The 13,209-nt window shown below is 71.8% G+C and carries 15 protein-coding genes; 12 read left to right on the top strand and 3 right to left on the bottom strand.

The window, feature by feature from the left end:
• Positions 1-8: 8 nt before the first annotated feature.
• Both EJF31_RS19590 and EJF31_RS19585 read right to left on the bottom strand, forming a co-directional pair.
• Positions 9-497: a DUF3515 domain-containing protein gene (locus EJF31_RS19590; protein WP_182539486.1), complete on the bottom strand. Its 489-nt coding sequence runs from the start codon at positions 495-497 to the stop codon at positions 9-11.
• A gap of 47 nt (positions 498-544) precedes the next feature.
• On the bottom strand, positions 545-781 hold the full coding sequence (locus EJF31_RS19585; RefSeq protein WP_028645383.1) for an Lrp/AsnC family transcriptional regulator: 237 nt from the start codon (positions 779-781) through the stop codon (positions 545-547).
• Positions 782-928: 147 nt separating this feature from the next.
• On the opposite strand from EJF31_RS19585, the gene EJF31_RS19580 reads away from it, so the two are divergent.
• Positions 929-1,888 carry a thiamine-phosphate kinase gene (locus EJF31_RS19580; protein WP_125038832.1) on the top strand — a complete coding sequence of 320 codons (960 nt, stop codon included), beginning with the start codon at positions 929-931 and terminating at the stop codon, positions 1,886-1,888.
• A gap of 115 nt (positions 1,889-2,003) precedes the next feature.
• Positions 2,004-3,248: an IS30 family transposase gene (locus EJF31_RS19575; protein ID WP_125038831.1), complete on the top strand. Its 1,245-nt coding sequence runs from the start codon at positions 2,004-2,006 to the stop codon at positions 3,246-3,248.
• Positions 3,249-3,416: 168 nt separating this feature from the next.
• On the opposite strand, the gene rpmB is transcribed toward EJF31_RS19575, so the two are convergent.
• On the bottom strand, positions 3,417-3,602 hold the full coding sequence (rpmB, locus tag EJF31_RS19570; protein WP_011756723.1) for a 50S ribosomal protein L28: 186 nt from the start codon (positions 3,600-3,602) through the stop codon (positions 3,417-3,419).
• Between the two features lie 193 nt (positions 3,603-3,795).
• Here rpmB and EJF31_RS19565 point away from each other — a divergent pair, with 193 nt between their 5' ends.
• From EJF31_RS19565 to EJF31_RS19520, 10 genes are all read left to right on the top strand, one after another.
• The gene (locus EJF31_RS19565; RefSeq protein WP_125038830.1) at positions 3,796-5,454 is read left to right on the top strand and encodes a DAK2 domain-containing protein; all 1,659 of its coding nucleotides are present in this window, start codon (positions 3,796-3,798) and stop codon (positions 5,452-5,454) included.
• Positions 5,451-7,688, top strand: coding sequence for an ATP-dependent DNA helicase RecG (locus EJF31_RS19560; protein ID WP_125038829.1), 2,238 nt, complete (start codon positions 5,451-5,453; stop codon positions 7,686-7,688). The genes EJF31_RS19565 and EJF31_RS19560 overlap by 4 nt, the downstream gene beginning before the upstream one ends.
• Positions 7,689-7,725: 37 nt before the next feature.
• Positions 7,726-8,310: a 16S rRNA (guanine(966)-N(2))-methyltransferase RsmD gene (gene rsmD, locus EJF31_RS19555; protein WP_125038828.1), complete on the top strand. Its 585-nt coding sequence runs from the start codon at positions 7,726-7,728 to the stop codon at positions 8,308-8,310.
• Positions 8,311-8,312: 2 nt separating this feature from the next.
• A complete protein-coding gene (gene coaD / locus EJF31_RS19550; protein ID WP_125038827.1) occupies positions 8,313-8,810 on the top strand; it encodes a pantetheine-phosphate adenylyltransferase in 498 nt (165 codons plus the stop codon).
• A gap of 109 nt (positions 8,811-8,919) precedes the next feature.
• Complete coding sequence (locus EJF31_RS19545) at positions 8,920-9,453, top strand: DUF177 domain-containing protein (RefSeq protein WP_260430977.1); 534 nt, start codon at positions 8,920-8,922, stop codon at positions 9,451-9,453.
• 44 nt (positions 9,454-9,497) lie between these two features.
• Positions 9,498-9,683 carry a 50S ribosomal protein L32 gene (gene rpmF, locus EJF31_RS19540; protein WP_081790257.1) on the top strand — a complete coding sequence of 62 codons (186 nt, stop codon included), beginning with the start codon at positions 9,498-9,500 and terminating at the stop codon, positions 9,681-9,683.
• A gap of 13 nt (positions 9,684-9,696) precedes the next feature.
• Complete coding sequence (gene rnc, locus EJF31_RS19535) at positions 9,697-10,437, top strand: ribonuclease III (RefSeq protein ID WP_220481742.1); 741 nt, start codon at positions 9,697-9,699, stop codon at positions 10,435-10,437.
• A 13-nt stretch (positions 10,438-10,450) separates the two neighbouring features.
• Complete coding sequence (mutM, locus tag EJF31_RS19530) at positions 10,451-11,356, top strand: bifunctional DNA-formamidopyrimidine glycosylase/DNA-(apurinic or apyrimidinic site) lyase (protein ID WP_125038826.1); 906 nt, start codon at positions 10,451-10,453, stop codon at positions 11,354-11,356.
• 75 nt (positions 11,357-11,431) lie between these two features.
• Positions 11,432-11,641: a hypothetical protein gene (locus EJF31_RS19525; protein ID WP_125038825.1), complete on the top strand. Its 210-nt coding sequence runs from the start codon at positions 11,432-11,434 to the stop codon at positions 11,639-11,641.
• Between the two features lie 46 nt (positions 11,642-11,687).
• Positions 11,688-13,187: a hypothetical protein gene (locus EJF31_RS19520; protein WP_125038824.1), complete on the top strand. Its 1,500-nt coding sequence runs from the start codon at positions 11,688-11,690 to the stop codon at positions 13,185-13,187.
• The last annotated feature ends 22 nt before the right edge of the window (positions 13,188-13,209 follow it).

The raw sequence follows: 13,209 nt of genomic DNA, 5'->3' as shown, positions 1-13,209 counted from the left end.
CTCCTGCCTCAGTGGCAGGGCTTGACCAGCTCGAGTGACCGGCGCACCGGCCCGGCCAGCTCGGCGATGACGGCCGCCGGCCCGGACGGGCGGTAGTCGGCCGGGACCTCGACCCGGACGATCGGCCGGTAGCCCACGGCGGTGAGCGTCACGTCGGCCGACTGGTCGTCGATGGTGGCGGGATCGACGTACCACCCCACGCCGTTGGCGACCTCGCAGGATGAGAACTCGTCGAACCCCTTGGGTACGTCGACCCCGCAGGTCAGCGTGATCGCCGGGTCGCCCCAGGCCGCGCCCGGCGCGTCCGCGGGCGTGACCGTGCGGCGGTCCTGCTCGGCCAGGGTGTCGGGGAGCGCCGCGACGAGACGGTCGCAGGCGGCCGCGTCGTCGGCGCCGAGCGAGGGGCCGTCGACCTCGACGTCACCACCGCCCGACGAGCAACCGGCGGCCAGGACGAGCAGGGCAGACGCGACGGCGCCCCGCGTCCGGAGGGACACGGGGCGCCGACAGCGTGCGTGGGTGTGCACGGGGCCCGTCAGTGGGCTCAGATGTGCACGACCGGGCAGGTCAGGGTGCGCGTGATGCCGTCGAGGTTCTGCACCTTCGACACCACCAGCTTGCCGAGCTCGTCGACGTTGCGGGCCTCGGCCCGCACGATCACGTCGTACGGTCCGGTGACGTCTTCGGCGAGCGTGACGCCCTTGACCTGGGCAATGGCGGTGGCAACCTCGGCGGCCTTGCCGACATCGGTCTGGATCAAGATGTACGCCTGGACGACCATCGTGGACTCCTTGTTGTTACCGGGGTTGAGATCCGGTGCGTTGACCGGCTTCTGTGCTCGCCAACCTACCCTGCCCGATGCCGTGCCGATAGGGAGTCTCGGGGTGCCGCACCCGCGAGTCGCCCTCCGATCTGGTGGGATGGGCGCATGGCCTTCCCCCCTGACGCCACGCTCGCCGACGCGGGCGAGTTCGGCCTCATCAGTGCGCTCACCGACCTCTTCGCGCAGGGACCGCACGTCCTGATCGGCCCCGGCGACGACGCCGCCGTGCTGCGGGTGAAGACCGGACACGTGGTCGTCTCGACCGACCTGATGGTCGAGGGCCGGCACTTCCGCCGCGACTGGGCATCGGCCTCCGACGTGGGCCACCGCGCCGCCGCCCAGAACCTCTCCGACATCAACGCGATGGGCGGCCGCGCCACCTCGCTGACCATCGGGCTGGCTGCCCCCGCCGACCTGCCGGTGGCGTGGGCGCTGGAGTTCGCGCAGGGCTTCGCCGACGAGTGCGCCCTGGTCGGCGCCAGCGTCGTCGGGGGAGACCTGACCCGCTCCGACCAGCTCGTCATCGCCGTGACCGTCCTCGGCGCCTGCACCCAGGCACCGGTCGTCCGCTCGGGCGCCGAGCCCGGCGACGTGGTCGCGATCTTCGGCCGCCAGGGCTGGGCGGCCGGCGGGCTCGCGGTCCTCGGGCGCGGCTTCCGCTCGCCGCGCGTGCTCGTGGAGGCCTACCGCCGCCCCGAACCGCCGTACGACGCCGGTGCCGTGGCCGCCGAGGCCGGTGCCACCGCGATGATCGACATCTCCGACGGCCTGCTCGCCGACGCCGGCCACATCGCCGATGACTCGGGGGTGTCCATGGACATCTTCCGCTCGGCCTTCGACGTGGCCGAGCCCCTCCAGGCCGTGGGCTCGGCCCTCGGCGCCGACCCGCTCCAGTTCATCCTCGGCGGCGGGGACGACCACGCCCTGCTCGCCACCTTCCCGGCCGGAAGCGTCCCGGAGGGCTGGCACGTCATCGGCGAAGTGGCCGAGGCCGGCGACGACGGGCCGCGCGTCACCGTCGACGGGGCGGCGTACGACGGCCCGACCGGCTGGACGCACTTCTGAGCTGAACGTCGGCGGGCGGGATCACCGGTCAACCGGTGATCCCGGACGTTCTGGGGGGTTGCAACCCGGCGGGCTCAATCGGTCGAAGCAACGCTGACCCGATGGGAGCGTTGTTGTGCCGACGTTGTTCTCCTACGAGACCCGTGCTGAGTTCTTCGAGTTGGTCTGTGGCGGTGCATCGCTGTCACGGGCCGCGGACGGAGTCGGTGTGTCGCGAGAGACTGCGTCGTCGTGGTGGCGATCCTCGGGTCTTGTGACTCCAGTGATCCGGTTCGGCGCGAGGGGCGGCCTGCCCGGGACCGTGCCGTCGATGGTGCCCGGTGCGAGCGGACCCGACGAGCCGGCCCGGGCACGGCGCCCGTTGACCAGCGAGGACCGCTCGATGATCGCGGTCGGGTTGATGTGTGGCTGTTCCTACGCCCAGATCGGGCGGCTTATCGGCCGTGACAGGTCGGTGGTCTGCCGCGAGGTCACCCGCAACCGCGGCCCCGACGGCTCCTACTGGGGTGCGGTCGCCCACCGTGCCGCGCACGAACGTCGCCGACGCCCCAAAGCATTCAAGCTGCACGACAACCCGGGGCTGTGTCGCCGGATCGAGACCTGGATGGACGACGGCTGGTCACCCGAGCTGATCGCCGCGGCGTTGCGGGCCGACCATCCAGGCAGTGACGGGCAGGCGAGGATGGCACGCGTGTCGCACGAGACGATCTACCGGGCGCTGTACGTCCAAACCCGCGGCAGCCTGCGCAAGGACCTGGCCGCGCAGCTGCTGACCAAACGACGTGCCCGCAAACCCCACGGGCACAACGACGGCCGCGGGAAGAGCCTGTACCGCGAAGCGTTCACCATCCGGGACCGGCCCGAGGAGGCCGCCGACCGCGGCGTGCCAGGGCACTGGGAAGGCGACCTGATCATGGGCGCCGGCAACCAGTCCGCGATCGGGACCCTGGTCGAACGCTCGACCCGGTTCGTGATCCTGCTCCATCTCCCGGGCCGTCACGACGCCACCAGCGTGGCCGAGGCGATGATCCGAGAGATGAGCCAGCTTCCGATCCACCTGCGTCGCTCGTTGACCTGGGACCGTGGCGTCGAGCTCGCCCTCTACCGCGACATCGAAGTCGCCCTGGAGATGCCGATCTTCTTCTGCGACCCCCACGCGCCCTGGCAGCGCGGGTCGAACGAGAACACCAACCGGCTGCTGCGGTTCTGGTTCGAGAAGGGCACCGACCTGGCGACCCACACCCCAGACGACCTCGCCCGTGTCGCCGCCAAGCTCAACGCCCGGCCCCGTCCTACCCTCGACATGCAGACCCCAGCCCAAGCACTCGCCCGACTGCTCGCCAACCCGGCAGCAGCATGACCGTTGCTAAGACCGGTTGAGCCCGCCCCCTCCAGAACGTCCGGGAGTGCCCGGGCGGTGATGCGCGTGGTGCAGGTGGTGCGCCCCGGCCCGACCCTGACCCACACGGCGACAACGCGGAAAAGGCCGCCACCCCGAGGGGGTGACGGCCTTCCGTGAAGACTCAGATCAGCGGGTGACCTTGCCGGCCTTGAGGCAGCCGGTGCACACGTTGAGGCGCTTGGGGGTGCCGTTGACCGTGGCACGCACGCGCTGGATGTTGGGGTCGAAGCGACGCTTCGTGATCTTGCGCGACCACGGCCGGTTGTTGCCGAAGCCAGGCTTCTTGGCGCAGATGTCGCAGACGGCAGCCACCGTGAACTCCTGAAAAATCGAGGTACGAGAAAAAGGGGCCCGAACGAGCGGGCAACCGAGCCAGAGTATCCGATTGCCCCGCTCCGGTGCGAATCGATGCAGAGCCACTAATCTGTGGCCCTCAACCGGGTGGGCAACGGCAAAGGTGTCAGACATCCGGCGGATCACCCGAATCGGCGACACGAGGCAGGCGATGGAAGCACCCGAGAGCGGCAGCATCCAGCTCGCGACCGTGCTGCTGTTCGTCGACATCGCGACCGACGCCCTCGCCGAGGCGCGCGAGGAGATCGACGCCCTCAACGTCTATCCCGTGCCCGACGGCGACACCGGCACCAACATGTACCTCACCGTCTCCGCCGCCCGCGAGGCCATCCGCGAGGCCAGCGCCGGCGACCCCCACGCCGACCGCCGTACGTCGCTCGCCGCGTGCAGCCGTGGCGCGCTGCTCGGCGCCCGCGGCAACTCCGGGGTCATCCTGAGCGTGATGCTCGGCGCCGTCTGCAGCCGGATCGCCTCCTCGACCGAGGGGGAGCGCAACGCGCAGATCATGGCCGACGCGCTGACCGAGGCCGCCGACGCGAGCTATGCCGCGGTCGGCACCCCCGTCGAGGGCACGATCCTGACGGTCGCCCGGGCGGCGGCCGTGGCCGCCAACGAGTGCGCGGCCCGCGAGGACGCCCGCGCCCGCGACGTGATGGTCGCCGCCGCCGCGGGTGCCCGCACCGCCCTGGCCCACACGCCCGAGCAGCTCAAGACGCTCGCCGACGCCGGGGTCGTCGACGCCGGTGGCCGCGGCCTGAGCGTCATCCTCGACGCGGCCGAGACCGTGCTGACCGGCCGGCGCCCGATCCCGGTGACCAGTCCCTTCGGGCAGTACGCCATCCCGATCCCACAGTCCGCCGAGGTCGTCGAGGGCGACCTGACGGCCGACGGCCCGTCGTACGAGGTGATGTACCTCCTCGATGCCGAGGACGACCGCATCCCGGTGCTGAAGAAGACCCTGGCCGGGCTCGGTGACTCCCTCGTGGTCGTCGGCAACGAGGGGCTGTGGAACGTCCACGTCCACGTCGACGACGTCGGCGCCGCGATCGAGGCCGGCATCGAGGCCGGCCGCCCCCACCGCGTCCGCGTGACCCACTTCGCCGAGCAGGTGGCCGAGTCCGCCCAGCGCGCCAGCTCCCGCACCGGTCGCCGCATCGTCACCGTCTCCGCCGGTCCCGGGCTCACGGCCCTGTTCGAGGAGGCCGGAGCCGTCGTGGTCGAGGGCGGGCCGGGCCGCCGCCCGTCCGCCGGCCAGCTCCTCGAGGCCATCACGGCGTGCGGGGCGGCCGAGGTCGTCGTGTTGCCCAACGACGCCGACTCGGTCCGCGTCGCCCAGATCGCGGCCCGCACGGCCGAGGAGGACGAGGGCATGCGCGTCGCCGTCGTCCCCACCCAGGCGCAGGTCCAGGGCCTGGCCGCGCTGGCCGTCCACGAGCCCGGACGCAGCTTCGACCAGGACGTCCTCGAGATGACCGCCACCGCCCGGCACGCCCGCCACGGCGCGGTCACCGTGGCCGCCAAGCAGGCCATCACGATGGCCGGTCCGTGCGAGCCCGGCGACGTGCTCGGCGTCATCGCCGGCGACTTCGCCGTGATCGGGGACGACCTCGAGCGGGTCGCCACCGACGTCCTGGACCGCCTCCTCGGCGGTGGCGGCGAGCTCGTGACCATCGTGGCCGGCGCGGGGGAGGGCCACGGCGCCCTCGCCGAGCGCTGCGCCGCCTGGGTGGAGGAGCACCACCCCCACGTGGACGTCGTGTCCTACGAGGGCGGCCAGGACCGCTACCCGCTGCTGGTGGCCGTCGAGTGATCGGGCTCGACTCGCCCATCGAGACCGTCCTCGGTGACCAGGCGACCAAGCGCAAGAAGATCGTCGAGGGGCTCGGCCTCCGCACGGTCGGCGACCTGCTGCGCCACTTCCCGCGCCGCTACGTCAAGACCGGCGAGCTCACCAAGGTCGCCGAGCTCGAGGACGGCCAGATGCTCACGATCGTCGGCCAGATCACCCGCTCGAAGGTCAACACCTACACCGACCGACGCACCGGCCGGACGGCGTACCGCCTCGACACCGTCGTCTCCACCGACGGCCCCAGCCTGAAGATGACGTTCTTCGCCAAGTCCCAGCACGTCGGCGAGTGGCACGCCCGGCGGCTCCCGGTCGGCCGTCGCGGCATCTTCGTCGGCAAGGTCAGCTCCTTCCGCCAGGAGTGGCAGCTCACCAACCCGCAGATGGCGCTGTTCGGCCCCGACGACGCCGGCGACGAGAGCGCGCAGGCCACCCTCGACTCGATCGGCGACCTCTACCCGATCTACCCCCTGACCAAGGGCGTCGACTCGTGGGACCTCCAGCGCGCCATCACGTTCGCCCGCACGGTCCTCGACGAGCTCCCCGAGCTGCTGCCCGACGCCGTCCGGGAGCAGTACGCCGTCGTGGACGCGCGTCAGGCACTCGACTGGATCCACGCCCCCGACGACTACGCGCAGGTCGGCGCCGCCCACCGGCGCTATCGCTTCGAGGAGGCCCTGGTCACCCAGCTGGTGCTGATGCGCCGCCGGCGGGCCACCCAGGCTCTCGGTGCCCGGGCCCGGACCGGCGACCAGGGGCGGCTGCTCGAGGCGTTCGACCAGCGGCTGCCCTTCGAGCTGACCGCCGGCCAGGCCGAGATCGGCGCCGATCTCGAGCACGACCTCGCCCAGCCACACCCGATGAACCGCCTCCTGCAGGGTGAGGTCGGCTCGGGCAAGACCCTCGTCGCCCTGCGCGCGATGCTCCGCACCGTCGACTCCGGCGGCCAGGCCGCGCTGCTGGCCCCCACCGAGGTGCTCGCCCAGCAGCACCACCGCTCGATCAGCGCCCTGCTCGGCGACCTCGCCGCCGGCGGCATGCTCGGCGGCTCGGAGGACGCCACGACCGTGGCCCTGCTGACCGGCTCGATGGCCAAGGCCCAGCGGGCCGAGGCGATGCTGCGGATCGCCAGCGGCGAGGCCGGCATCGTCATCGGCACCCACGCGCTGCTGGAGGAGCGGGTCTCCTTCGCCGACCTCGGCCTGGTCGTCGTCGACGAGCAGCACCGCTTCGGTGTCGAGCAGCGCGCGGCCCTCACCTCCAAGGCCGGGGCCCCGCCCCACGTCCTCGTCATGACCGCCACCCCGATCCCGCGCACCGTCGCGATGACCGTCTTCGGCGACCTCGAGACCTCCACCCTCACCGAGCTGCCCGCCGGCCGCGCCCCGATCCAGACCAACGTCGTGCCGCTCGCCGAGCAGCCGGCCTGGATCGCCCGCGTCTGGCAGCGCGTCCGCGAGGAGGTGGGCAAGGGCCACCAGGCCTACGTCGTCTGCCCGCGGATCACCGGCGACGAGCTCGAGCAGGGCGAGGCCGACCAGCGCGACCTCGACGAGGACGGCAACGAGACCGCCGCGCCGGCCGGCTCGCTGGCCGCCGTCGAGGACGTCGTCGCCGAGCTCTCGGAGGGGCCGCTGCACGGCCTGCGGGTCGCGATGCTGCACGGCAAGCTCCCGCCCGACGAGAAGGACCGCACCATGCGGGCCTTCGCGGCCGGGGAGATCGACGTCCTGGTCTCGACCACCGTGATCGAGGTCGGCGTCGACGTCGCCAACGCCACCGCGATGGTCCTGCTGGACGCCGACCGGTTCGGCGTCAGCCAGCTCCACCAGCTGCGCGGCCGGGTCGGTCGTGGCGGCCACCCCGGCCTGTGCCTCCTGGTCTCGCGCGCCGAGGTCGGCACGCCCGCCCGCGACCGTCTCGACGCCGTGGCGAGCACCACCGACGGCTTCGAGCTCAGCCGCGTCGACCTCGAGCAGCGCCGCGAGGGCGACGTCCTGGGTGCGTCCCAGAGCGGTTTCCGGTCCAGTCTCCAGACCCTGCGCGTGCTGCGGGACGAGAAGACGATCCTGGCCGCCCGTGCAGCCGCCGAGGACCTCCTCGACCGTGACCCGGACCTCCTGGAGAGCCCGTTGCTGGGGGCCGCGGTGGAATCGTTGGAGCAATCACGGCAGTCTGACTTCATGGAGAAGTCATGAGGGGCCGTCTGCTCGCGACCGGGGACCACGTTCCCCGATGACGCGGATCATCGGCGGCTCAGCGGGGGGCCGCCGGATCGTCACCCCTCGCGGCTCGAGCACCCGTCCCACCAGCGACCGCGTCCGGGAAGCACTCTTCTCGGCCGTCGAGTCGTGGTGCGGCTCGCTCCACGGCCTGCGCTTCCTCGACCTGTACGCCGGATCGGGCGCCGTCGGCCTCGAGGCCTGGTCCCGGGGCGCGGGTGTCGTGACGCTCGTGGAGCAGGACCGCAAGACCGCCTCCCTGATCGCCGAGAACGCCCGCAGCCTGGGCTACCCGCGGGCCCACGTCGTGGCCGCCGCGGTCTCGGGCACGCTGCGCCGGCTCCCGACGGCGCCGTACGACGTGGCGTTCCTCGACCCGCCCTACCCCCTGGGCGAGGACGAGGTGGCCGACGACCTCGGCGCGCTGGTCGAGCACGGCTGGCTCGTCCCGGGTGCCATGGTCGTGGTGGAGCGCTCGGTGCGCAGCCCCGAGCCCACGTGGCCCGACGGCATCACCGGCACCCGCGAGAAGAAGTACGGCGAGACGGTGCTTTGGTACGGTCACGCCGCCGCGCCCCCGACGGACCCCGAGGAGTAATCGTGCGCCGAGCCGTCTGCCCCGGATCCTTCGACCCGGTCACCAACGGGCACCTCGACATCGTCCGGAGGGCCTCGACGCTCTTCGACGAGGTCGTCGTCGCCGTGGGCGTCAACAAGTCCAAGAACCGGCTGTTCAGCGCCGAGGAGCGCATCGCGATGCTCGAGAAGGCGTGCGCGGGCTTCGACAACGTCCGCGTCGACGGTTTCACCGGGCTGCTGACCGACTTCTGCAAGGAACGCGACATCCACGCCATCGTCAAGGGCCTGCGCGCGGTCAGCGACTTCGACTACGAGCTGCAGATGGCGCAGATGAACTCCTCGCTCACCGACGTCGAGACGGTCTTCGTCCCGACCAGCCCGGAGTGGTCGTTCCTGGCCTCCAGCCTGGTCAAGGAGGTGGCGATGTTCGGCGGCGACGTGTCGAGCCTGATCCCCGGCTTCGTGCACGAGGCGCTCGTCGCGCGCCTGGCCGAGCGCCGGGCCGACGGCGACGCGTGATGCGCGCAGTTTGGTCGCGCAACCCCAAGACCGTTAACATTCTGGGCGATCTGTTGTGCCTCGAACCGGAAGTGATCTCCTGAGCAAACTGGACCCGAGAGCGCCGCTCGTGCTCGACACCCGCGAGCTCGGCCGCCGCCCGGGGTCCCAGCGCGAGGTGACACGCACGGTTCCGGCACCTGCAGATCTGGGCATCGAAGTCCTTCGTGTCCCCGAAGGCTCGCCGGTCGAACTCGACCTGCGGCTGGAGGCGGTCATGGAGGGAGTGCTGGTCACGGGCACGGCGGAAGCCGCGCTCGAGGGCGAGTGCGTGCGGTGCCTGGAACCCATCGAGGACGAGATGTCCGCGACGTTCCAGGAGCTGTACGTCTACGACGACCCTCACGACAAGCATTCCTCTCCTGAGGAGGATGATGAGGTCAGCAAGCTCCAGGACGACCTGCTCGACCTGGAGCCTGCACTGCGCGACGCGGTGGTGCTCGCACTGCCGTTCCAGCCGCTGTGCGAGGACGACTGTCCCGGACTGTGCACCGAGTGTGGTGCGCGCCTGGCCGACGATCCCGAGCACGACCACGCGGCACCGATCGACCCCCGCTGGGCAGGGCTGACCACGCTCCAGCAGGACCCCGAAGCATCTGAGTAATTCACACGCGGCCGGAAGTTCCGGTCCTGGTAGAGGAGAAAACTGTGGCTGTCCCGAAGCGGAAGATGTCGCGCAGCAACACGCGTCACCGTCGTTCGGCCTGGAAGGCCGTTGCGCCGACCCTGGTGACCTGCGCGAACCCCGCCTGCGGTGCCAAGCACCTCCCGCACCGTGCGTGCGGCGAGTGCGGCCAGTACGGCGCTCGCGCTGACCGTCGTCAGGTTCTCTGATCCCGCCGGTCCACTGAGCAACTACGGCGAGCTGCGAGCAGCGCTCGGGGATCCGATCCTGGACCCCGAGCTGCTCGAGCGAGCCCTCACCCACCGGTCGTACGCCTACGAGAACGGCGGCCTGCCGACCAACGAGCGCCTGGAGTTCCTGGGCGACTCGGTGCTCGGCGTCGTCGTGACCGAGACGCTCTACCGCGCCCACCCGGACCTCTCCGAGGGCCGGCTGGCGAAGCTGCGTGCGGCGGTCGTCAACGCCCGTGCCCTGGCCGAGGTCGGCCGCGGGATCGGCGTCGGCGACCACGTCAAGCTCGGGCGCGGCGAGGAGTCGACGGGGGGCCGCAACAAGGCCTCGATCCTCTCCGACACCGTCGAGGCCGTGATCGGTGCCGTGCACCTGTCCGGCGGTGGCTTCGAGACCTCCGCCGAGGTCGTCCACCGCCTCTTCGACCCGCTCATCGAGGCCGCGTCCGCCCTCGGTGCGGGCCTGGACTGGAAGACCTCCCTCCAGGAGCTCTCCGCCGAGCACAGCCTCGGCGTGCCCGAGTACGTCATCGCCGACGAGGGCCCCGACCACATGAAGACCTTCACCGCTCAGGTGCGGGTCGGCGAGGGCCTCTACGGCAACGGCGTCGGCCGCTCCAAGAAGGAGGCCGAGCAGGCCGCCGCGGAGACGGCCTACGGCGAGATCGCCGCCGACCTCGGGGTCGAGGACCCCGCGATCGGCGCGGCCCACTCGGCCGCCCGCAAGAACTGACGCCGGGCCTCCCGTGCCCGAGCTGCCCGAGGTCGAGGTCGTCCGCGCCGGCCTCGAACGCCACGTCCTCGGCGCCACCATCACCCGCGTCGACGTGCTCCACCCGCGGCCGGTGCGCCGCGACCTGCGCGGTCCCGCCGGGTTCGCCGCCGCCCTGACCGGGCGCCGGATCGAGGCCGCCCGTCGCCGCGGCAAGTACCTCTGGCTGCCCCTCGACAACGGCGACGCCCTGCTCGGCCACCTCGGCATGAGCGGCCAGATGCTGGTCCAGCCGCCCGAGGCCCCCGACGAGCGGCACCTCCGGGTCCGACTTGCGCTGGCGGGCGCGGCCGAGGGCCGCGAGCTCCGCTTCGTCGACCAGCGGATGTTCGGCGGCCTGTCGGTCTCCGCCGGCGGAGCCGTGCTCCCGCCCGAGATCGCCCACATCGCCCGCGACCCGCTCGACCCGGAGTTCGACGACGACGAGTTCGTCCGCAAGGTCCGCACGCGTGCCTCCGGCGTCAAGCGCCAGCTGCTCGACCAGAACCTCGTCAGCGGCGTCGGCAACATCTACGCCGACGAGGCGCTCTGGCGGGCCCGCGTGCACGGCGAGCGGCCGGGGGAGCGGCTGACCGCGACCCAGGTCCGCGAGCTGCTCGGCCACGCCCGCACCGTCATGACCGACGCCCTCGGCCAGGGCGGCACGTCCTTCGACGCCCTCTACGTCAACGTCAACGGAGAGTCGGGCTACTTCGACCGCTCGCTGCACGCCTACGGGCGCGAGAACGAGCCCTGCGACCGGTGCGGCACACCCATCCGCCGGGTCGCGTTCATGAACCGGTCGTCGTACTTCTGCCCGGTCTGCCAGCCGGTCCCGCGCACCCGCCGTACGCCGGCGGCCCGCCGGCCCGTACCCCAGCATTTGCCGACCGCGGATTGACCGGACGCCGCTCTGGTGGGACTCTTGAAGACGGCCCGCTACCGCGTGCTGTCCCTCCCCTCGGAAGGCTTGTCCATGGCCAAGGCGCTGATCGGCTACATGAACAGCGACCTGCGGACCCCGGCTCGTCTCACCGCCGAGAATGCTCGGCTGCGGGCGCGCGTGGGCGAGCTGGAGTCGCTCGTGCTCCGGCTCAGCGAGGAGAACGACCGGCTGACGGCCTCCCAGGCCGCCCAGCTGCTCGACCTCGAGTCCGCAGCACTTCAGGAGATGCAGCCCGCCTAGGCCAGCTGCGCGCGTGACCATCCGGCGTTCGCGCCGTTGGAGCGTCATGCGCCTCCTCGCCTCGCTCGCTGCCACGCTCACGCTGGGTGCCGCCGTCGGCGTCGCCGCTCCGGCGTCTGCCCACGGTGACCACACGGCACCCCACGGCAACCAGACGGCACTCGTGCCGGGCACGGGCAGCACGCTGCTCTCGAGCCCCAACGTCACGCACCTGTCGGCCAACCCCTCCCAGGTCGGCATCTCGGGGTGCTTCATGCGCACCGCGCCGGTCCTGGTGACCAGCGGCGCCGACTCGGTCCGGGTCTGGGACGTCACCGACGCCGCCCACCCCGCGCTGGTCGGGGTGCTGCCCAACGTGCTGTTCGAGAACGAGGCGATGAACTGCGGCGAGCGCCGCACGGCTGACGGCATCGCGCGCTTCGCGCTGATCGGCGTCGACTCGGTGCAGTCCTCGCCGGGCGACATCCAGCACTCCAACGTCGGGGGCGGGGAGATGATCGTCGTCGACGTCACCGACCCGACCAACCCCGTGATCCGCTCCCGCGCGCCCGGCACGACGAGCACCCACACGGTGGCCTGCGTGACGTCGGCCAACTGCCGTTACGTCTACTCGGCCGGCGAGGGCAACCACTTCTCGATCTTCGACCTGCGCGACCTCGACCACCCCCAGGAGGTCGACGCGAAGCCCGGCGAGGAGGGCGTGCAGCCGTTCTGGTCGCCGACCGCGGGCCACAAGTGGAACTTCGACGCCGCCGGCTACGGCACCCACACCGGCTGGAACGGCGCCTCGATCTGGAGCACCGACAACCCTGCCAAGCCGCACCTGGTCACCACGACCGGGCTGGCCGGCAAGGGCAAGGACCCGGCGTACCCCGGCTGGAACAACTTCATCGAGCACAACTCCTTCCGTCCCAACGCGCGGGCGTTCAAGGCGGGAGCCTCGCCGTCGTTCGCGCACGGCAACGTGCTGCTGACGACCGAGGAGGACTACGAGCAGACCGACTGCACCCAGGCCGGGTCCTTCCAGACCTGGTGGGTCAAGCGGCTCGACGGCACCCCGTCGGCGATCGTCCCGCTGGACAAGGTGGAGCTCTCCGACCTCGGCGACTTCCCGCTGCCGCAGGGCGCCTTCTGCTCCTCGCACTGGTTCGACTTCCACCCCAGCGGCATCGTCGCGGTCGGCTTCTACGGCGGCGGCACGCAGTTCGTCGACGCGCGCGACCCGCGGCACCTGAAGTCCTACGGCTACGCCGTGTGGGGCTCCTCGGAGGTCTGGGACACCATGTGGGTCCCCGTCTACGACGCCCAGGGCCACCAGACCGGCGCCAAGAGCAACGTCGCCTACGCGATCGACCTGGTCCGCGGCCTCGACGTCTACGCCGTCGACCTCCCCGGCGACGGGATCGGCGCCCGGCCGGCCACCTCCGTCGTCCCCGACAGCACGCTGGTCGACCGGGCCCAGGACGGCGTCGTCCCGATCGGGCTGGTCGGTGCGGCGATGGCCCTCACCATCGGTGTGCGCCGCCGCCAGCGCACGCGCGCCTGAGTCGAAAACCGGAGGAAACCCT

It is taken from the genome of Nocardioides sp. LS1 (assembly GCF_003865225.1).
Lineage (GTDB): Bacteria > Actinomycetota > Actinomycetes > Propionibacteriales > Nocardioidaceae > Nocardioides > Nocardioides ginsengisegetis.
The sequence above is the reverse complement of the archived record's forward strand: the minus strand, read 5'-3'. Positions and strand labels throughout refer to the sequence as shown.

Bases quoted from the DNA above. Each gene is read 5' to 3' on its own strand.
- EJF31_RS19585 (WP_028645383.1), bottom strand. From the start codon at position 781: ATGGTCGTCCAGGCGTACATCTTGATCCAGACCGATGTCGGCAAGGCC.
- EJF31_RS19580 (WP_125038832.1), top strand. From the start codon at position 929: ATGGCCTTCCCCCCTGACGCCACGCTCGCCGACGCGGGCGAGTTCGGC.
- EJF31_RS19565 (WP_125038830.1), top strand. From the start codon at position 3,796: ATGGAAGCACCCGAGAGCGGCAGCATCCAGCTCGCGACCGTGCTGCTG.
- rsmD (WP_125038828.1), top strand. From the start codon at position 7,726: ATGACGCGGATCATCGGCGGCTCAGCGGGGGGCCGCCGGATCGTCACC.
- EJF31_RS19525 (WP_125038825.1), top strand. From the start codon at position 11,432: ATGGCCAAGGCGCTGATCGGCTACATGAACAGCGACCTGCGGACCCCG.
- EJF31_RS19520 (WP_125038824.1), top strand. From the start codon at position 11,688: ATGCGCCTCCTCGCCTCGCTCGCTGCCACGCTCACGCTGGGTGCCGCC.